Origin of the sequence: Streptomyces prunicolor (assembly GCF_045162825.1) — a bacterium.
Lineage (GTDB): Bacteria > Actinomycetota > Actinomycetes > Streptomycetales > Streptomycetaceae > Streptomyces > Streptomyces prunicolor.
The window spans coordinates 9,406,530-9,425,989 of record NZ_CP108676.1; the positions used below are offsets into that span (position 1 = coordinate 9,406,530).

Here is a 19,460-nt window from a genome sequence, read left to right on the forward strand (position 1 = left end):
ACGTCGCTTGTCGCCCGGTATGCGATGTTCGCGAGCCGGGCCTACGGTGGCTCGCATGGGCGAAGCGGTGGAACTGGAGGCGGGCGGCCGGACCGTACGGCTGTCCAGCCCAGGCAAGATCTTCTTCCCGGAGCGCGGCTTCACGAAGCTGGACCTCGCCCGGTACTACATCGCGGTCGGCCCCGGAATCCTCCGTGCCCTGCGCGACCGACCCACCACCCTGGAGCGCTATCCGGACGGGGTCGAGGGCGAGAACTTCTTCCAGAAGCGGGCGCCCAAGAACATGCCCGACTGGATCCCGACCGCCCACATCACCTTCCCCAGCGGACGCAGCGCCGACGAGATGTGCCCCACCGAACAGGCCGCCGTGCTGTGGGCCGCCCAGTACGGCACGCTCACCTTCCACCCCTGGCCGGTACGCCGCGACGACGTCGACAGCCCCGACGAACTCCGCATCGACCTCGACCCGCAGCCCGGCACCGACTACGACGACGCGGTCCGCGCCGCCCACGAACTGCGCGCCGTACTCGACGAGTTCGGCGGCCTGCGGGGCTTCCCCAAGACCTCCGGCGGACGCGGCCTGCATGTCTTCGTACCCATCGAACCGCGCTGGACCTTCACCCAGGTCCGCCGCGCGGCCATCGCGGTCGGCCGCGAACTGGAACGCCGGATGCCCGACCAGGTGACGATCAAGTGGTGGAAGGAGGAGCGCGGCGAGCGCATCTTCGTCGACTACAACCAGACGGCTCGCGACCGCACCATCGCCTCCGCCTATTCCGTACGACCCCGCCCGCACGCCCCCGTCTCGGCCCCCCTGCGCTGGGACGAGGTCGGTACCGCGCATCCCCGCGACTTCGACCTCGCGACCATGCCGGCCCGGTTCGCCCAACTCGGCGATGTGCACGCGGACATGGACGATCACCGCTACTCCCTGGACGCCCTCCTCGAACTGGCCCGGCGCGACGAACACGACCACGGGCTGGGCGATCTGCCGTATCCGCCGGAGTACCCGAAGATGCCGGGGGAACCGAAGAGGGTGCAGCCGAGCAGGGCGAAGAAGGACTCCGCTGCCGATCCTGCTCCGGCCCCCGATCCTGCTCCCGACTCTGCCTCTGACGGATCATGAACGCATGACCCGTCTGCTGACCCGGAGCGACCTCGGCGCCTTGCTGGAACCGTCGGCCTGCATCGCCGCGTTGCGGGCCGGCTTCCTCGCGGTGGGGGCCGCGTCGGCGATCCCGGGCCAACGGGTGCGCACCGACCTGCCGTTCCCCGGTACGGCCACCGCCCTGCTGCCCGGACTGCTGCCCGGCATCGAGGCCTACACGGTGAAGGTCAACGCCAAGTTCCCTGACGCGCGGCCCGCGTTGCGGGGTGTGCTCTGTCTGCACAGCGGTGCGAACGGGGAGTTGCTCGCCCTGCTGGACTCGGCGACGGTGACCGCGTGGCGGACGGGGCTGGCGGCAGCCCTGGGCACGCATGCCCTCGCGGGGGCGGCGGAGGGTGCGGTGGTGGGGGTCGTCGGAGCGGGAGCACAGGCCGAGTTGATGGTGCGGGGGTTGGGCGCGTTGCGGTCGTACGGCGAACTCCTCGTCCACGACACGGACTTGGACCGAGCGAACGAGTTCGCCACCCGACACGGCGGCCGGGTACTGGGCTCGCCGAAGGAGATCGCCTCGGCCGCCGACATCGTCCTGCTGGCGACCTGGTCCCGCACCCCGCTGCTGTCCCTCGCGGACACCCGGGAGGGACAGCACCTCACGAGCCTGGGCGCCGACGAGCCGGGCAAGCGGGAACTCGCCGCGGACCTGCTGGACGAGGCGCTCGTCGTCGTCGACGACCGTCAACTGGTCGAGGCCGTGGGCGCGTTGACCCCGACGGACATCGACACCACGCTCGGCGACGTACTGCGCGGAGACCATCCGGGACGGACCGACGCCACCGACCGCTCCGTCTACGCCCCGGTCGGGCTGCCGTGGCAGGACCTGGCGCTGGCGTGGCTGGCGTATGAGCGGGCGGAACGGGACGGGGTGGGGCGGCGGGTGAATCTGTTGGGGTGAGAGGTGGGTGGAACTGTCGGGGGGCGGCGGTGGAGGCGATCGAGGTCGAGGAGGGGGTGCCCGGGGTCACGAGGTACTGGGAGCGCTCTCACCGTCGGGTGCGGCCGCGGCTATCCTGATCCGCATCATCGAGGAGGGGTCCAGACGTGACCGAGACAGCACCGCGTCCCACGCTGGAGGCCGTGGCCGCGCGGGCGGGGGTGTCGCGGGCCACCGTTTCCCGGGTGGTCAACGGCGGGGACGGGGTGCGGGAATCGCTCGTCGAGCGGGTCCGGCAGGCCGTGGACGAACTCGGGTACGTCCCCAATCAGGCCGCCCGGAGCCTGGTGACGAAGCGGCACGACGCCATCGCCGTGGTCATCGCCGAACCGGAGACCCGGGTCTTCGCGGACCCCTTCTTCGCCATGCAACTCCGGGGTATCAGCAAGGAGTTGACGGCTCACGACTCCCAACTCGTGCTGCTCCTCACGGAAGGCCGCGCCGATCACGCCCGCGTCGGCCGCTATCTCGCCGGCGGGCATGTGGACGGCGCGCTCGTCTTCTCCCTGCACCTCGACGACCCGCTGCCCGGACTGATCCAACGGGCGGGCGTCCCCACGGTGTTCGGCGGTCGGCCCTGCTGGAGCGAGGGAACACGCGCGTCCGGGCCGACGGTGTACGTCGACTGCGACAACCGGGGCGGCGCCCGCGAGGCCGTACGGCATCTCGTCGGGCTCGGCCGCACCCGGATCGCGCACATCACCGGCGCGCTCGACCAGACCTCCGCGGTGGACCGGCTGGACGGGTTCCGGGACGTCATGGTCGACGTCGATCCGCGGCTGATCGTCGAGAGCGACTTCACCCCGGGTGGCGGTGAGCGTGCGATGCGGGAACTCCTCGACACCTGCCCCGACGTGGACGCCGTGTTCGCGGCCAACGACCTCACCGCCTACGGCGCCATGAAGGTGCTGCGCGAGGAGGGGCTGCGGGTGCCCGAGGACGTGGCCGTGATCGGCTTCGACGACATGCTTCCGGTCGCCGAACAGACCGAGCCACCGCTCACCACGGTCCGTCAGGACATAGAGGAGATGGGTCGGCTGATGGCCCGCCTGCTGCTGCGCGGCCTCGCCCGCCGGGGCGCACGGGACGGCATCGGAGGCGCACCGTCCAGCGTGATCCTCCCGACCACACTGATCCACCGCGCCTCCGCGTGAGCCGTGCCCGGGCCTCGGCGTAGGACTGACCCGTCGACCCGTCGACCCGTCGACGCGAGGGCGCCGTCAGCCCTGCGGCGGCGCGCTCGTGATGACCGCGAAGCGGGCGCCGTGGGGGTCGGTGAGCTGGGCCATGCGGCCGACGCCCTCCATGGTGGTGGCCGGCATGGTGATCTTGCCGCCCGACTCCACCGCCTTGGCCACCGTGGCGTCCGCGTCGGCGACCTCGAAGTACGCCAGCCAGTACGCGCCCGAGGCCGCGCCGGTCGGGTCGAAGTCGAGGGGGACGACGCCGCCGAACATCGCTTCCTCACCGGCGTCGGCCGGGTTGAGGCAGGTGTAGTCGCCGCCGGGCATGGGGGCTGCGGAGGTCTCCAGACCGAGCGAGGCATGGTAGAACGCGGCTGCCGCGGCCACGTCCGGTGTGTACAGCTCGACCCAGGTCAGCGATCCGGGGTCGCCCGCGACGTCGACACCCTTGGTCCGCCCCGGCTGCCAGATGCCGAAGGCCGCGCCCGCCGGGTCCCTGAGGACCGCCATGTGTCCCTCGCCCATCACGTCCATCGGCTGGAACAGGACCGCGCCGTGCGCCTGCTCCACCGCCTTGGCCGTGGCCTCCGCGTCCGGGCTCTGGAAGTACACGGTCCAGGCGGACGAGTCGTGCTCCGGCTGCAGTGGCATGCCGCCGGCGACCGTCCTGCCGTCGAGTTGGAAGAAGCCGTAGCCGCCGGCCTCGGGTCCCGCCGACTGGAACTGCCAGCCGAAGAGGCCGCCGTAGAAGGAGATGGCGCTGTCGATGTCGGGGGAGCCGACGTCCAGCCAGTTCGGAGCGCCGTTGACGAAACGGGTGGTGAGCATCATTGCCCTCCTCATTGAAGGGTCCCGTTCTCTGCAGTGCCGAGTCTCGCACCGCCCACTGACAATCGCTGCCGGAGTGCGGGAGCGATTCAGGGATACGGCGTTGATTACCCTCGGTGACCGCTGAAGTTCTCCGTGTTTTCATCCGGTTCCGCGCGCCGCCGTGCGCCGGTCGGGGGCACGGGGCCATCATCGGGGCGGCCGGAGGCCTCGGAGCGCGGCGTTGATCCCGCGTTGATCGAACGTTTTTCGCAGGACGGCACGATCCTGCCCATGCACATCGACACGATCACCTCGCCCGACCTGGACTGGCAGCAGGAGGCGTTGTGCGCGCAGACCGGGGCGGACTTCTTCTTTCCTGAGCCCGGCAGCTCCGTCAGGGAGGCCAAGCGGATCTGCGGCATGTGCCCGATCCGCTCGGCCTGCTTGGAGTGGGCCCTCGACCACGACGAACGCTTCGGGGTGTGGGGCGGTCTGTCGGAGAAGGAACGCCTGGAGATCCGGCGCACCTCACGCTGATCGGCGATCACTGACCGGTGAGCGCTGTCGGTGACGCGATCACCGGCAGCGAAACGGGGCCGTCGGCCTGGTACGGCCGACAGCCCCGAACTCGTCGCTCGGCACGCGTACGGACGCGAGGCCCGTCAGGCGCTCGCGCGCGCCTCCATGCGGGCCTTGCGGGCCGCCAGCTTCACGTCGAACTTGGCGGCCTCGGAGTCCAGGCCGCCCATGTAGAGGCCGATCTCCTCCTGCGCCTGCTGGCCCTCGGGGCCGAGACCGTCGATCTCCATGACCTTCAGGAAGCGCAGCACGGGCTGGATGACGTCGTCGTGGTGGATACGCAGGTTGTAGACCTCGCCGATCGCCATCTGCGCGGCGAAGCGCTCGAAGCCGGGCATGCCGTGACCGGGCATCCGGAAGTTGACGAGGACGTCGCGCACGGCCTGCATGGTGAGGTCGGGGGCGAGCTCGAACGCGGCCTTCAGGAGGTTGCGGTAGAAGACCATGTGGAGGTTCTCGTCGGTCGCGATGCGGGCCAGCATGCGGTCGCAGACCGGGTCGCCCGACTGGTGGCCGGTGTTGCGGTGCGAGACGCGCGTGGCCAGCTCCTGGAAGGCGACGTACGCCACGGAGTGCAGCATCGAGTGCCGGTTGTCCGACTCGAAGCCCTCGCTCATGTGCTGCATGCGGAACGCTTCGAGCTTCTCCGGGTCGACCGCGCGGGAGGCGAGCAGGTAGTCCCGCATGACGATGCCGTGCCGGCCCTCCTCCGCCGTCCAGCGGTGCACCCAGGTACCCCAGGCGCCGTCGCGGCCGAAGAGGGAGGCGATCTCGTGGTGGTAGCTGGGGAGGTTGTCCTCCGTAAGGAGGTTCACGACGAGGGCGATGCGGCCGATCTCGGTGACCTTGGACTGCTCCTTGCCCCAGGCCTCGCCGTCCTCGAAGAAGCCGGGGAAGTTCCGGGCGTCGCTCCACGGCACGTACTCGTGCGGCATCCAGTCCTTGGTGGCCTTGAGGTGCCGGTTGAGTTCCGTCTCGACGACTTCTTCCAACGCGTACAGCAGCTTGGCGTCGGTCCAGACTGCGGGGCTGCCGAGGTGCGGGGAAGTGATCGTCACGGGGACTCCAGGGGGACGTCGTACAAAACCGAACAAACCGGCGAGCGGTGCCGGGACCTGTGCAACTTACGGAATCGTAGGCTACGAAACCGTAGGTTACGAGACCGTAGGTTAAGGGTGCTGTAAAGATCGCTGTTCAGGCCGTGTTCAGGCCGTATCGCCGGGGAATCCGCAGGAGCCCCAGGACCGCAGGTCCCGGCGCCGAACGGGCGGTTCCGTCACCCGTTCAGGCGTACAGATCCCGGAGTCGGACCGAGAGGCACGTCACACAACCTTCGAGTTTCTCGAACTCGCTGATGTCCACGACGACCGGCTCGTGGCCGAGGTCGGCGAGCAGATCGGCCGTCTTGGGCGCGCTCGCCGCCATCAGCACCTTGTCGCCGCCGAGCAGCACCACATGCGCACCGGCCTCCTCGGGCACCGACAGGAAGCGCGGGAAGAGCGAGGGCCGGTCCACCTTCGGGATGTGCCCGAGCACCGTCCCGTCGGACAACGCGGTGACCGCCGACTTCAGATGCAGCACCTTGCTCACGGGCACGGTGACCACCCGCGCCCCGAGCGGCTCGAACACGGCCCGCAGCTGCTGGATGCCGGCCGCGTTCGTCCGGCCGCCCCGGCCGACATAAATCGTGTCGTCGACCTTGAGGACGTCACCGCCCTCCAGGGTGCCCGGCTCCCAGACCCAGTTCACCGAGCAGCCGAGCCGGGCCACCGCCTCCTCGACCCCACCGGTCTCCTCGCGCCGGGACTCGGCCCCGGGGCGGGTGATCAGCGCCACGTTCTTGTAGACGACCACGGCGTCCTCGACGAACACGGAGTCGGGGCAGTCGTCGGCCGGGTCGACCTCGATCGTCTCCCAGCCGTGCACCCGCAGCGTCTGTACGTAGGCCTCCCACTGCTCGACGGCTTGCTCGACGTCGACCTTCTCCCGCTCGATGTGCGTGACCAGCCCCTCGGCCAGGAGCGGGCTGGGGCGGCGGACGAGGGCCTTCTGGCTGGGCACGAGCGGGACTCCGTATCGGCGGGATCGTTTCGGCGCTGGTGTCACGGCACCGGTTGGCCATCATGCGTCACCCGTCCGCGCCGACAAAACCCCTCACGTGAGGCTGTGGCCCTCCTGAGATGCGCGCGGAGGGCCCGGACCGGGTACCGCACGGGCGCTATGCCGGGTGTTCCACCTCCTCCGGCGTGATCGTCCGCAGCTCCCCGTCCAGCAGCAGCCAGCGCATGATGCCGATCGATTCGAGGAACGGCAGGTCGTGACTGGCCACGATCAACGCCCCTTCGTACGACTCCAGCGCCGAGGTCAGCTGGCGCACACTCGCCATGTCGAGGTTGTTCGTCGGCTCGTCCAGCATCAGCAGCTGCGGGGCGGGCTCCGCGAGCATCAGCGCGGCCAGCGCCGCCCGGAAGCGTTCGCCGCCGGACAGGGTCGCCGCCTGCTGGTCGGCGCGGGCACCCCGGAACAGGAAGCGGGCCAGCCGCGCCCGGACCCGGTTGTTGGTGGCGCCCGGCGCGAACCGCGCCACGTTCTCGGCCACGGTCAGCTCACCGTCGAGGACGTCGAGCCGCTGCGGCAGGAAACGCAGCGGGACATGCGTCGCCGCCTCGCCCGACACCGGCTCCAACTCCCCGGCGATCGTGCGGAGCAGGGTCGTCTTGCCCGCGCCGTTGCGCCCGATCAGCGCGATCCGCTCCGGACCGCGCAGATCGAGGCTGCCCACCGACGTGCCGTACGCGAGTTCCAGGTCCAGGAGGGTCAGGACCTGACGGCCCGGCGGTACGGCCGTGTACGGCAGGTCGACGCGGATCTCGTCGTCGTCCCGTACGGCCTCCACCGCCTCGTCGAGCCGTTCCTTCGCCTCGGCCAGCCGCTCCTCGTGCAGGATGCGGTGCTTGCCGGCGGATTCCTGCGCGGACCGCCTGCGCGCGCCCATGACGATCTTCGGCTCGCGCCTCTGCTCGAACATCTTCTGTCCGTACTTCTTGCGGCGGGCCAACTTGACCTGGGCGTCGGACAGTTCGCGCTTCTGTTTGCGGAAGTCGGCCTCGGCGACGCGCACCATCCTTGTCGCGGCGTCCTGTTCGGTGGTCAGGGCCTCCTCGTAGGCGGAGTAGTTGCCGCCGTACCAGGTGATCTCGCCGGAGCGCAGATCGGCGATCTGGTCGACGAGGTCGAGGAGTTCACGGTCGTGGCTGACCACGATCATCACCCCGGACCAGGACGCGACGGCCGAGTACAGCCGCTTGCGTGCGTACAGGTCGAGGTTGTTGGTCGGCTCGTCGAGGAGCAGGACGTCCGGTCGGCCGAGCAACAGCGCGGCCAGGCGCAGCAGTACGGACTCGCCGCCCGACACCTCGCCGATGGTGCGGTCCAGGTCGAGGTGTCCCAGGCCGAGTTCGCCGAGTGTGGCCAGCGCCCTTTCCTCCACGTCCCAGTCGTCGCCGAGGGTTTCGAAGTGCTCCTCGGACGCGTCGCCGGCCTCGATGGCGTGCAGGGCGGCGCGTTGAGCGGCGATGCCGAGCGTCTCGTCGACGCGCAGGGCGGTGTCGAGCGTGACGTTCTGCGGGAGGTAGCCGACCTCGCCCGCGACCCGCACGGCGCCGTCGGCCGGGGCCAGTTGACCGGCGATCAGCTTCAACAGGGTTGATTTCCCTGATCCGTTGACACCGACGAGCCCAGTCCTTCCGGGTCCGAAGGCGGCGTCCAGGTCCTCGAAGACGGAGGTCCCGTCGGACCAGGCGAAGGAGAGGGACGTACAGGTGACGGAGATATGCATGCGGGCCTCACGGGTGCTTGATGCGGTCATGGGCAGACGCGTATCGAGACACCGCGGGGCGGGAGACTGGTCCCGGGGGCAGAGAGGAAAGCCCTGTTCCGGAGGACGGCTCGGACGCCGAGGTCGTACACGGCGGACACACCTCAGGGGTGTGTGACGCGGTGTCTCAGAACCTCAGACGAGCAACGTCCTACTCCGATCGACGGCAACAGAAGCGAGAGCAACGCTACGAACCGTGCCGGAGGCCTGTCAACGCATTAAACGGCGCCCGCGACCCGCACATCCGTGTCGGATTCCTGCCAGCCAGAGCGCGCCCGCGACTGCTTGAGTGGGGCGCATGACGAACCAGAACACCCTCCGTGACCGCGCTCTGGCCTTCCGCGCGCTGCATGTGCCCGGGCGTCCGCTCGTCCTCCCGAACGCCTGGGACGCCGCGAGCGCCCGCATCGTCGAGGACGCGGGGGCGGCCGCCGTGGCCACCACCAGCGCGGGCCTCGCCTGGGCCCTCGGCGTCCCGGACGGCGACCAGCTGGACCGGGAGCGGGCCCTGGAGGCGCTCGCCCGTATCACCGCGACCGTCGCCGTACCGGTGAGCGCCGACATCGAGAGCGGCTTCGCGAAGGACGCGGCGGGCGTCGCCGACACGGTCCGCGCGGTGCTCGCCGCGGGCGCGGTGGGGGTGAATATCGAGGACGCGCTCTACGGCGGTGCGGGCGTCCTGCGGCCGGTCGCCGAGCAGGCCGAGCGGATCGCTGCCGCCCGGGAGGCCGCCGACGCGGAGGGTGTGCCGCTGTTCGTCAACGCGCGTATCGACACGTTTCTGCGGGGCGCCGGGGGAGTGGACGCGACCCTGGAGCGGGCCGCCGCGTTCCGCGCCGCGGGCGCCGACGGGATCTTCGTCCCCGGGGCCGTCGAACCGGGAACGGTCAAGGAACTCGCCGACGGGATCGACGCACCGCTCAATGTGCTGGTCGGCCCCGGTGCGCCGCCGGTCGCCGAACTGGCCGTGCTGGGGGTCGCGCGCGTGAGCGCCGGATCCAGCGTCGCACTGGCCGCGTACGCCGTGGTCCGCCGTGCCGCGCGGGAGCTGCTGGACACGGGTACCTACGGCGCGCAGACCGGAGGGCTCGGCTACGGCGAGCTCAACTCACTGCTGGGGCAAGGGCGTTAGGTCAGCAGGCGTCCCGAATCAGCTCGGCGAGGTCGTGGTCCAGGTCGAGCTGGAGGTGTTCTAGACCGGCGGGCACCAGCTCGCCGGTGGCCTGCAGGAAGCGGCGTATCTCGGACGAGTGCACGTGGACGACGGCGGTGCCCTCGGGGGCGTGGAACTCCAGGACGGTGCGGTCGAAGCCGTAGGGCCGCACCCGGACGTCGCCGTGGCCCTCGGAGCCGTGCAGGCCGGCCGCGAGGAGTTCCCGGGCGAAGGTCCAGCAGACCTCGACGCCCTCCAGGGTGGCCGGTGCCGGGAAGGTCATCCGGACGGCGAAGGGGTCCCGCCGGTCGTAGTGCAAGACGGCGGGGATGTTCGGCATCCGCGGTGCGGCGGCGACGAGGCGGGCCTCTACGGGCTGCTCGATGACGATGGACAACGCCTTGCTCCCTTGTGTGACGGCGGTGCGGACTGCGGTGACGACCGGACGGACTCCCGTACGTATTCCGGAGCGGACCCCCGAGTGGATGGGTCCGCACTGGGAGAGACGTCGGAACGGGCCCATTCGTGCACACGATTTTCGAGTGACCTCCGTCACCGCCGCCCAAATGCGCCCAAGGTGGGCGGGGGCATCTGGACGGCCCCGGGGGAGTGGGCTAGCTTCGCCCGCCATGAGGCGCATGGGGAAGAAGCGACAGGTGGGACGTACGTACCGGAGCGTGGCCGTGGCGATCGCGTGCGGGGCGGCGCTGGCCGCGCTCACCGCCGTACCGGCACAGGCGCGGGACACGGCGCACCGGGCTCCGCACTGGGAGCTCAAGGACAGCGGGGCCGCCGATGTGCGCTTCCGGGGGCTGTCGGCGGTCAGCCGGAACACCGCGTGGGTGGCCGGGACCGCGGGCACGGTGCTGCGCACCACCGACGGCGGGGCGAGCTGGCGGAACGTGTCGCCGCCCGGCGCGGCGGATCTGCAGTTCCGGGACATCGAGGCGTTCGACGCGCGCCGCGCGGTGGTCCTGGCGATCGGCGAGGGGGAGGAGTCCCGCGTCTACCGCACCGACGACGCCGGGGCGACCTGGACGGAGTCCTTCCGCAACACCGACGCGAGCGCCTTCTACGACTGCATGACCTTCTTCGACAGCCGGCACGGCCTCGCGATGAGCGACCCGGTGGACGGCAAGTTCCGCATCCTGTCGACCGGTGACGGCGGCCGTTCCTGGAAGGTGCTGCCGAACACCGGGATGCCGGCCGCGCTCGACGGCGAGGCGGGCTTCGCGGCGAGCGGCCAGTGCCTGGTGAGTTCCGGGCCTCGTGACGTCTGGCTGGCCACGGGTGGGGGTGCACGCGCGCGTGTCCTGCACTCCGCGGACCGCGGCCTCACCTGGACGGCGGCCGACACACCGATCCCGGCCGGTGACCCCGCGCGCGGGGTCTTCGCCCTCGCCTTCCGCGACCGTACGCACGGCCTCGCGGTCGGCGGCAACTACACCGCGGACCAGCCCTCACCGCTCGCGGCGGCCGTCTCCGGCGACGGGGGCCGCACCTGGCGCCCCGCCACGACCCCGCCGCCCGCCTACCGCTCCGGCGTCACCTGGGTGCCCCGCAGCCGCAGCACAGCCCTCGCGGTCGGCCCCACGGGCACGGACCTCACGACCGACGCAGGCCGCACCTGGAAGACGGTGGACACCGGCTCGTACGACACGGTCGACTGTGCGGCGGACCTGGGCTGCTGGGCGGCGGGGGAGAAGGGGCGCGTGGCCCGGCTGGAGGACTGACGGGGCCGGCGGCGGGGGACCAGTGCGGCCCCCGCCACCGCCTGGGATCCCCGTACGCTCGGCACCACCATGACGACCGTAGACATTCCCGCGGGCTGGCCCGCGACCGAGGAGCAGGCCCGCGCCGTTCAGGACGAGTTGCGGGAGCGGGTGGTGACCGACGAACCGGGGCCGCCGCCAAGGACCGGGCACGTCACGGGAGTTGACGTCGCCTACGACGACGAGCGGGACGTGGTGGTGGCAGCGGCGGTCGTGCTGGACGCGGCGGACCTGACGGTCGTCGCCGAGGCTACAGCCGTCGGCACGGTCTCGTTCCCGTACGTGCCGGGCCTGCTCGCCTTCCGTGAAATCCCTACGGTGCTGGCCGCGTTGGAGGCGCTGCCCGTCCCGCCGGGCCTGGTCGTGTGCGACGGCTACGGCCTCGCCCACCCCCGCCGCTTCGGCCTCGCCAGCCACCTCGGGGTCCTCACCGGCCTGCCCACGATCGGCGTCGCCAAGAACCCCTTCACCTTCACCTACGACGACCCGGGCACCCCGCGCGGCTCCTCGTCGCCGCTCCGCGCGGACGCCGAGGAGGTCGGCCGCGCGCTGCGCACCCGGGACGCGGTGAAGCCGGTGTTCGTCTCCGTGGGCCACCGGGTGACCCTGGACAACGCCTGTGCCCACACCCTCGCGTTGACCCCGGAGTTCCGCCTCCCGGAGACGACGCGAAAGGCGGACGCGCTGTGCCGGCGGGCGCTGCGGGAGGCGACCGCGTAAGCAGTCGGGGGCGCGTCGCGTTCTGAGTACCTGATCTGAGTACCTGTACGGATGTGACCGCCCCCGCGTGATCGGCAGGCTGTCCCGCATGACAACGCACCGTTCCCCGAAGCCCGTTGCCCACCCGAGCCAGCCGATCGAGCGGGCCGTGACGATCGCGCTCGTCCTGTCCGTGGCAGCGGGCCTCGCCTGGATCGGCGGGATGATCTACACGCTGTGGCCGTGAGGCCGGGGGCGTTCCGGTGCGGGAAACACGCGAGCCCCACCCCGCAAGTAGCGGTGTGGGGCTCGGAGTTGAGCGCCGGGCAGGCCTTGCACCTGCATTTCCCCGCAGGAAGCGGGGCGTCTTTCCTTGGACCACCGACGCGCGACCAGACCCCGGATGTTCCGGCGACCGGCTCAAGATCCATCGTAGCCCATTCCGAGGGGTACTCCGAACTCCCCGATCAGCGCGGTCAGTTCATGGCCCGGCGTTCCGCGGCGGCATGCCACCAGCCGGGCGGAGACGGGCCGACGGCCTCGGCGGTGGGCTGATCCGGGTGCAGTCCCAGACGCCGTAGCGCGTCGGCGCGGACCTGGACGTCGAACCAGCCGTGCCAGTGGCCGTCCGGCCCGATGCCGCAGGCGAGACCCCAGCGCAACTCCTCCTGGGCGAAGGGCATCCAGTCGATGCCGTGCTCGCGCAGTCAAGCGCGCGTGGCCGCCCACGGCGAGAGGCAGCCCGGCAGGTTCTCGTAGGCCGCGACGGTGATCCAGTCGGCGTTCGGCGTTCCCATGACGTCCATCGTGACATGGGGGTCCGACACCGTCAGCGGGTCGCGGCCACCCGGAACGTGATGCCCGCGCTGCGGAGCCGTTCGATGAGCGCGTCGCCCATCGCCACCGCTGTGGTCACCTGCCCTGCTGTGGGCGGGAGTTGGTCGAGGGCGAGGGAGAGGGCCGACTCGGCGAACATCTTCGCGGTCTCGTCGTAGCCGGGGTCGCCGCCCGCGACCTCCGTGAAGACCCGGCGGCCGCCGCCCTCGCCCACGAACTTCACGGAGAACCAGCTCTTCGCGCGCTTCTCCGGGCTCGGTCCGTCGCCCGGCTTGAGGCGGTCGGACAACCAGCGGCGGGCGGGCGGGAGTTGGGCGACCGTGGCCAGTGCGCCGGCCGCCGTGACGCCGCCCAGCGCCACGGGGAGGTGCCGTACGGCCGCGTAGTGGCGGTAGCGGAAGTCGGGGCCGTAGAGCTCCAGGGCCCGTGCGGATCGTTCAACGACCTGCGGGTCGATGGTCGGCAGCGGCACCGCCCAGGAGCCGACCTCCCCGGCGAACCTCGGTGCCCCCATGGGAGCACCGGCCCGGCGTCCCACCAGTCGCGGTTCGTGGCGGCGCCGTTCCCGGGCGGCGGCCAACACCTGCCTGCCGCGCCCGAGTTGGGTCAGCGCCGTGGCGAACGTGCCGCCGGAGAACATCGCGTCGACGGTCACGAAGCCGTCCACCGTCATGGGCACCCCCTCCGGCAGTTGTCGCACCGTGAAGTACGCCCCCAGGTCGTGCGGGATCGAGTCGAAGCCGGCGGAGTGCACCAGCCGCGCGCCGGTCTCCCGCGCGCGTGCGTCGTGGCGGACGTACGTCAGGTCGACGAACTCCGGCTCGCCGCTGAGGTCGAGATAGTCGGTGCCGGTGTCCGCGCAGGCGGCGACGAGGTCCTCGCCGTAGCTGACGTAGGGGCCGACCGTCGTGGCCACCACGCGCGCGTGCTCCGCGAGTTCGCGCAGGGAGGCCGGGTCGGCGACGTCGGCCCGTAGAACGCCCACCGGCGTGGCGCCGGGCAGCCGTTCCCGCAGCCGCTTCAGTTTCAGCTCGTCCCGGCCCGCGATCGCCCAGCGCAGGCCCTCGGGCGCGTGCGCGGCGAGATACTCCGCGGTGAGCACGCCGACGAAGCCCGTGGCTCCGAAGAGCACGATGTCGTAGGGACGGTCCGTCCTGTTCAGCCTGCTCATGACACTCCTGGGTCCCGCAGTCCGCGCCGCTGTCGGTGGCTGAGGCTAGCGTGAAGAGTGCGGTGCCCGACGACGAGCCCGGAGGTATCAGGTGGCCGTGCCCAGGAACGCCCTGAAGAAGTGGGCGAAAGTACGCGAGTTCGCCCTCGGGCTGCCGGGTGCCGTCGAGGAGTTCCCGCCGATGAGGCGGCCCACGCCCACGCGCTCACCGCACCCGGCGCCGAGCCCGCCGGTTACGGCCTCGGCAAGGCCGGCTGGGTGCGTGTCCCGCTCGCCGAGCAGGGTGCCCCGGCCGCCGAGCTGCTGTGCGACTGGGTGGAGGAGAGCTACCGCGCGATCGCGCCGAAGCGGCTGACAGCCGAGCTGGACGCGGACGGTCTTCGCCAGCCGGTCGTGCACGGTCGTGGCTCGTCACGGTTGACGGCGGGTAACTTGGCTAAGCGCTTGCTCGCCCAGGTCTTGTGTCAAGTGGAACGTGTTCCTAACATCACTGGTGTTACATCAGTTGTGTCACAGCTGGGGGCTGGATGACAGCGGCAACGACGCCCGGGCACGGCCCGCTCTCCGGCGTGCGCGTCGTCGAGTTGGCCGGCATCGGTCCCGGCCCCTTCGCGGCCATGCTCCTCGCCGACCTGGGCGCCGACGTCGTCCGCGTCGACCGGCCCGGCGGCGTCGCACTCGGGGTCGACCCGGAGTACGACGTGACCAACCGCAACAAGCGCTCGGTCCTCGTCGACCTGAAGGCGCCGGACGGCCCCGCGCGCGTGCTCGACCTGGTCGAACGCGCCGACATCCTGATCGAGGGCAACCGCCCCGGCGTCACCGAGCGCCTCGGCGTGGGCCCCGGGCCCTGCCACGCCCGCAACCCCCGGCTCGTCTACGGCCGGATGACCGGCTGGGGCCAGGACGGCCCCCTCGCCCAGCGCGCCGGGCACGACATCGCGTACATCGCGCTCACCGGCACCCTCGGCATGATCGGGTCCCTTGGAGAGCCCCCGCCCGTCCCCGCCAACCTGCTCGGCGACTACGCGGGCGGCTCGCTCTACCTCGTCGTCGGCGTCCTCGCGGCCCTGCACCACGCGCGCGTGACCGGCACCGGTCAGGTGATCGACGCGGCCATCGTCGACGGCACCGCCCACCTCTCCGCGATGATCCACGGCATGCTCGCCGCCGGCGGTTGGCAGGACCGGCGCGCCGCCAACCTCCTCGACGGCGGCTGCCCGTACTACGGCACCTACGAGACCGCCGACGGCAAGCACATGGCGGTGGGCGCCCTGGAGCCGCGGTTCTACGAGGAGTTCACGCGCCTGCTCGGCCTCGCGGACTTCGCCGACGCCCGCCGGGACTGGGTCCGTTGGGGCGAGTTGCGCGAGGCGGTCGCGGCCCGCTTCCGGAGCCGTACGCGAGACGAGTGGACGGACGTCTTCGCGGGCACGGACGCGTGCGTGGCGCCCGTGCTGTCGCTGCGCGAGGCCCCGCACCATCCGCACCTCGCCGCGCGCGGCACGTTCACCGAGCACTGCGGGATCACCCAGCCCGCCCCCGCACCCCGGTTCTCCGCGACGCCCACCTCGGTGCGCGGCGGACCCGCACTGCCCGGCGCGGACACGTCCGACGTGGCCCGTGACTGGGACGTCCCCCGGCTGGTCGACGACGTCGAGGACGCTGACCGGGAAACCCCTCGACGAGTCCTCGAAAACCCTCAGTGAAAGGCTTGGCAGTGAGCACCGAAGCGTATGTCTACGACGCGATCCGCACCCCGCGCGGGCGCGGCAAGGCGAACGGATCCCTGCACGGGACGAAGCCCATCGACCTGGTCGTCGGACTCATCCACGAGCTCCGCGACCGCTTCCCGGACCTGGACCCGGCCGCGATCGACGACATCGTGCTCGGCGTCGTCGGCCCGGTCGGCGACCAGGGTTCCGACATCGCCCGGATCGCCGCTGTGGCCGCCGGACTGCCGGACACGGTGGCCGGAGTGCAGGAGAACCGCTTCTGTGCCTCGGGCCTCGAAGCCGTCAACATGGCCGCCGCCAAGGTGCGTTCGGGCTGGGAGGACCTCGTCCTCGCCGGTGGCGTCGAGTCCATGTCCCGGGTGCCGATGGCCTCGGACGGCGGCGCCTGGTTCAACGACCCGATGACGAACCTCGCCGTCAACTTCGTGCCCCAGGGCATCGGCGCCGACCTGATCGCCACGATCGAGGGATTCTCGCGGCGTGACGTGGACGAGTACGCGGCGCTCTCGCAGGAGCGGGCGGCCACCGCGTGGAAGGAGGGCCGCTTCGAGCGGTCCGTGGTCCCGGTGAGAGACCGCAGCGGCCTCGTCGTCCTCGACCACGACGAGCACCTGCGGCCCGGCACCACCGCCGACTCCCTCGCCAGGCTGAGGCCGTCCTTCGCTGACATCGGCGAACTCGGCGGCTTCGACGCCGTGGCCCTGCAGAAGTACCACTGGGTGGAGAAGATCGACCACGTCCACCACGCGGGCAACTCCTCCGGCATCGTCGACGGCGCCTCCCTCGTCGCGATCGGCTCGAAGGAGGTCGGCGAGCGCTACGGCCTCACCCCGCGCGCGCGGATCGTCTCCGCCGCCGTCTCCGGCTCCGAGCCCACCATCATGCTCACCGGGCCCGCGCCCGCCACCCGCAAGGCCCTCGCCAGGGCGGGCCTGACCATCGACGACATCGACCTCGTCGAGATCAACGAGGCCTTCGCCGCGGTCGTCCTGCGCTTCGTGCGCGACATGGGCCTGTCCCTGGACAAGGTCAACGTCAACGGCGGCGCCATCGCGCTCGGCCACCCGCTCGGCGCGACCGGCGCGATCATCCTCGGCACGCTCGTCGACGAACTGGAGCGCCAGGACAAGCGCTACGGCCTCGCCACGCTGTGCGTCGGCGGCGGCATGGGCATCGCGACGATCGTCGAGCGCGTCTGAAGACCCCGGCGGCCCACCGGAGATCGCCGCTGCGACCAGCGATCTCCACGGCCACCAGTGGCCTCCGCGGCCGGCCAGAGGCTTCCGCGGCACCAGAGACTTCTACGGAGAACCCCTCATGACCGAGAGCACCACCATCCGCTGGGAACAGGACGACACCGGCGTCGTCACCCTCGTCCTCGACGACCCCGACCAGTCCGCGAACACCATGAACGCGGCCTTCCGCGACTCCCTCGCCGCGATCACCGAGCGCCTGGAGGCCGAGCGGGACTCCGTCCGCGGCATCATCGTCACGTCCGCCAAGAAGACCTTCTTCGCGGGCGGCGACCTGCGTGACCTGATCCGTGTAACCCCGGACACCGCCCAGGAGTTGCTCGACGGCGGCCTCGCCATCAAGCGCAACCTGCGCCGCATCGAGACCCTCGGCAAGCCCGTCGTCGCCGCGCTCAACGGCGCGGCCCTGGGCGGCGGTTACGAGATCGCCCTCGCCTGCCACCACCGGGTCGCCCTCGACGCGCCCGGCTCGAAGATCGGTTGCCCCGAGGTCACCCTCGGCCTGCTCCCCGGGGGCGGCGGAGTCGTGCGCACGGTACGGCTGTTGGGCATCACCGACGCGCTGCTGAAGGTGCTGCTCCAGGGCACCCAGTACAGCCCGCGCCGCGCCCAGGAGAACGGCCTCGTCCACGAAGTGGCCACCACCCCGGACGAGTTGATCGCCAAGGCCCGCGCCTTCATCGACGCCAACCCGCAGTCGCAGCAGCCCTGGGACAAGCCCGGCTACCGCATCCCGGGCGGCACCCCGGCCAACCCCAAGTTCGCGGCCAACCTGCCCGCCTTCCCCGCCAGCCTGCGCAAGCAGACGGGCGGCGCGCCCTACCCGGCCCCGCGCAACATCCTCGCCGCCGCCGTCGAGGGCGCCCAGGTCGACTTCGAGACCGCGCAGGTCATCGAGGCCCGCTACTTCGTGGAGTTGGCGGCCGGCCAGACCTCGAAGAACATGATCCAGGCGTTCTTCTTCGACCTCCAGGCCGTCAACTCCGGCGCCAACCGCCCCAAGGGCATCGCGTCCCGACCGGTCCGCAGGGTCGCCGTCCTCGGCGCCGGGATGATGGGCGCGGGCATCGCCTACGCGTGCGCCCGCGCGGGCATCGACGTCGTCCTGAAGGACGTGACTCCGGAGGCGGCGGCCAAGGGCAAGGCCTACTCCGAGAAACTCTGCGCCAAGGCCGTCTCCCGCGGCCGTACGACGCAGGAGAAGGCGGACGCGCTGCTCGCCCGCATCACCCCCACCGCCGACCCGCAGCAACTCGCCGGCTGCGACGCGGTGATCGAGGCCGTCTTCGAGGACACCTCGCTCAAGCACAAGGTGTTCCAGGAGATCCAGCACATCGTCGAGCCCGACGCGCTTCTCTGCTCCAACACCTCAACCCTTCCCATCACGGCTCTTGCCGAGGGTGTCGAGCGCCAAGTCGACTTCATCGGGCTGCACTTCTTCTCGCCGGTCGACAAGATGCCGCTCGTCGAGATCATCAAGGGCGAGCGCACCGGCGACGAGGCCCTCGCGCGCGCCTTCGACCTGGTCCGGCAGATCAAGAAGACGCCGATCGTCGTCAACGACTCGCGCGGCTTCTTCACCTCACGGGTGATCGGGCAGTTCATCAACGAGGGCGTCGCGATGGTCGGCGAGGGCATCGAGCCCGCGTCCATCGAACAGGCCGCCGCACAGGCCGGCTACCCGGCCAAGGTCCTTTCCCTGATGGACGAGTTGACGCTCACCCTCCCGCGCAAGATCCGCAACGAGTCCAAGCGGGCCGTCGAGGAAGCGGGCGGCACCTGGCCCGGGCACCCCGCCGAGGCCGTCATCGACCGCATGGTCGACGAGTTCGGCCGCACCGGGCGCAGTGGCGGCGCTGGCTTCTACGACTACGACGAGAACGGCAAGCGCGCCGGGCTGTGGCCGGGCCTGCGCGAGCACTTCACGCGCACGGGTGCCGAGAGCCCCTCCGAGACCGTGCCCTTCGAGACCGTGCCTTTCGAAGACATGCAGGAACGCATGCTGTTCTCGGAGGCCCTCGACACCGTCAAGCTCCTTGAGGAGGGCGTGCTGACGTCCGTCGCCGACGCCAACATCGGGTCCATCTTCGGGATCGGCTTCCCCGGTTGGACCGGCGGTGTCCTCCAGTACATCAACGGCTACGAGGGCGGCCTGCCCGGCTTCGTAGCACGCGCGCGTGCGCTCGCCGAGCGCTACGGGGAGCGGTTCACGCCGCCCGCGCTGCTGGTGGAGAAGGCGGACAAGGGTGAGCCGTTCAGCGACGCGCGCTGAGGCACGTGCCGCGGGTGG

Annotated in this window: 18 protein-coding genes and 1 pseudogene; 12 read left to right on the forward strand and 7 right to left on the reverse strand. The window is 71.2% G+C overall.

What is annotated here, in order from left to right:
* Window positions 1-55 precede the first annotated feature (55 nt).
* From ligD to OG588_RS42650, 3 genes are all read left to right on the forward strand, one after another.
* On the forward strand, window positions 56-1,126 hold the full coding sequence (gene ligD, locus OG588_RS42640) for a non-homologous end-joining DNA ligase (protein WP_405951929.1): 1,071 nt from the start codon (window positions 56-58) through the stop codon (window positions 1,124-1,126).
* 4 nt (window positions 1,127-1,130) lie between these two features.
* Window positions 1,131-2,060 carry an ornithine cyclodeaminase family protein gene (locus OG588_RS42645; RefSeq protein WP_405951930.1) on the forward strand — a complete coding sequence of 310 codons (930 nt, stop codon included), beginning with the start codon at window positions 1,131-1,133 and terminating at the stop codon, window positions 2,058-2,060.
* A 146-nt stretch (window positions 2,061-2,206) separates the two neighbouring features.
* Window positions 2,207-3,253, forward strand: a complete 1,047-nt coding sequence (locus OG588_RS42650) for a LacI family DNA-binding transcriptional regulator (protein WP_405951931.1) — start codon at window positions 2,207-2,209, stop codon at window positions 3,251-3,253.
* Window positions 3,254-3,319: 66 nt separating this feature from the next.
* On the opposite strand, the gene OG588_RS42655 is transcribed toward OG588_RS42650, so the two are convergent.
* The gene (locus OG588_RS42655) at window positions 3,320-4,111 is read right to left on the reverse strand and encodes a VOC family protein (RefSeq protein ID WP_405953351.1); all 792 of its coding nucleotides are present in this window, start codon (window positions 4,109-4,111) and stop codon (window positions 3,320-3,322) included.
* A 273-nt stretch (window positions 4,112-4,384) separates the two neighbouring features.
* Here OG588_RS42655 and OG588_RS42660 point away from each other — a divergent pair, with 273 nt between their 5' ends.
* A complete protein-coding gene (locus tag OG588_RS42660; RefSeq protein WP_169389431.1) occupies window positions 4,385-4,630 on the forward strand; it encodes a WhiB family transcriptional regulator in 246 nt (81 codons plus the stop codon).
* Window positions 4,631-4,755: 125 nt separating this feature from the next.
* Here the strand turns inward: OG588_RS42660 and OG588_RS42665 are convergent, their stop codons facing one another.
* The 3 genes from OG588_RS42665 to OG588_RS42675 all read right to left on the reverse strand — a co-directional run bounded on the left by OG588_RS42665 (window position 4,756) and on the right by OG588_RS42675 (window position 8,510).
* Window positions 4,756-5,730 (reverse strand): acyl-ACP desaturase, encoded by a 975-nt coding sequence (locus OG588_RS42665; RefSeq protein ID WP_405951932.1) that lies wholly within the window; start codon window positions 5,728-5,730, stop codon window positions 4,756-4,758.
* 226 nt (window positions 5,731-5,956) lie between these two features.
* Window positions 5,957-6,733, reverse strand: a complete 777-nt coding sequence (gene ddaH, locus OG588_RS42670) for a dimethylargininase (RefSeq protein ID WP_019058879.1) — start codon at window positions 6,731-6,733, stop codon at window positions 5,957-5,959.
* Between the two features lie 157 nt (window positions 6,734-6,890).
* Entirely contained in the window at window positions 6,891-8,510 is a 1,620-nt protein-coding gene (locus OG588_RS42675; RefSeq protein ID WP_405953352.1) for an ABC-F family ATP-binding cassette domain-containing protein, read from the reverse strand.
* 337 nt (window positions 8,511-8,847) lie between these two features.
* Between OG588_RS42675 and OG588_RS42680 the strand changes: the two genes are divergently transcribed.
* The gene (locus OG588_RS42680; protein ID WP_405951933.1) at window positions 8,848-9,681 is read left to right on the forward strand and encodes an isocitrate lyase/phosphoenolpyruvate mutase family protein; all 834 of its coding nucleotides are present in this window, start codon (window positions 8,848-8,850) and stop codon (window positions 9,679-9,681) included.
* 1 nt (window position 9,682) lies between these two features.
* On the opposite strand, the gene OG588_RS42685 is transcribed toward OG588_RS42680, so the two are convergent.
* The gene (locus OG588_RS42685) at window positions 9,683-10,099 is read right to left on the reverse strand and encodes an SsgA family sporulation/cell division regulator (protein ID WP_405951934.1); all 417 of its coding nucleotides are present in this window, start codon (window positions 10,097-10,099) and stop codon (window positions 9,683-9,685) included.
* Between the two features lie 241 nt (window positions 10,100-10,340).
* Here OG588_RS42685 and OG588_RS42690 point away from each other — a divergent pair, with 241 nt between their 5' ends.
* The 3 genes from OG588_RS42690 (at window position 10,341) to mmpA (ending at window position 12,420) form a co-directional block, all read left to right on the forward strand.
* Window positions 10,341-11,435, forward strand: coding sequence for a WD40/YVTN/BNR-like repeat-containing protein (locus OG588_RS42690; protein WP_405951935.1), 1,095 nt, complete (start codon window positions 10,341-10,343; stop codon window positions 11,433-11,435).
* A gap of 69 nt (window positions 11,436-11,504) precedes the next feature.
* Window positions 11,505-12,194, forward strand: coding sequence for an endonuclease V (locus tag OG588_RS42695; RefSeq protein ID WP_405951936.1), 690 nt, complete (start codon window positions 11,505-11,507; stop codon window positions 12,192-12,194).
* Window positions 12,195-12,282: 88 nt separating this feature from the next.
* Window positions 12,283-12,420: a morphogenic membrane protein MmpA gene (gene mmpA, locus OG588_RS42700; RefSeq protein ID WP_200709604.1), complete on the forward strand. Its 138-nt coding sequence runs from the start codon at window positions 12,283-12,285 to the stop codon at window positions 12,418-12,420.
* Window positions 12,421-12,649: 229 nt separating this feature from the next.
* Here mmpA and OG588_RS42705 read toward each other — a convergent pair whose 3' ends face one another.
* On the reverse strand, window positions 12,650-12,856 hold the full coding sequence (locus OG588_RS42705; RefSeq protein ID WP_405951937.1) for a hypothetical protein: 207 nt from the start codon (window positions 12,854-12,856) through the stop codon (window positions 12,650-12,652).
* A gap of 146 nt (window positions 12,857-13,002) precedes the next feature.
* Complete coding sequence (locus OG588_RS42710) at window positions 13,003-14,181, reverse strand: saccharopine dehydrogenase family protein (RefSeq protein ID WP_405951938.1); 1,179 nt, start codon at window positions 14,179-14,181, stop codon at window positions 13,003-13,005.
* A 91-nt stretch (window positions 14,182-14,272) separates the two neighbouring features.
* Between OG588_RS42710 and OG588_RS42715 the strand changes: the two are divergent.
* From OG588_RS42715 to OG588_RS42730, 4 genes and pseudogenes are all read left to right on the forward strand, one after another.
* A pseudogene (locus OG588_RS42715) lies at window positions 14,273-14,553 on the forward strand (MmcQ/YjbR family DNA-binding protein); the annotation flags it as partial.
* Between the two features lie 155 nt (window positions 14,554-14,708).
* Entirely contained in the window at window positions 14,709-15,890 is a 1,182-nt protein-coding gene (locus tag OG588_RS42720; RefSeq protein WP_405951939.1) for a CaiB/BaiF CoA transferase family protein, read from the forward strand.
* Window positions 15,891-15,901: 11 nt separating this feature from the next.
* The gene (locus tag OG588_RS42725) at window positions 15,902-17,116 is read left to right on the forward strand and encodes an acetyl-CoA C-acetyltransferase (protein WP_405951940.1); all 1,215 of its coding nucleotides are present in this window, start codon (window positions 15,902-15,904) and stop codon (window positions 17,114-17,116) included.
* Between the two features lie 118 nt (window positions 17,117-17,234).
* Window positions 17,235-19,442, forward strand: a complete 2,208-nt coding sequence (locus OG588_RS42730) for a 3-hydroxyacyl-CoA dehydrogenase NAD-binding domain-containing protein (RefSeq protein ID WP_405951941.1) — start codon at window positions 17,235-17,237, stop codon at window positions 19,440-19,442.
* Window positions 19,443-19,460 lie beyond the last annotated feature (18 nt).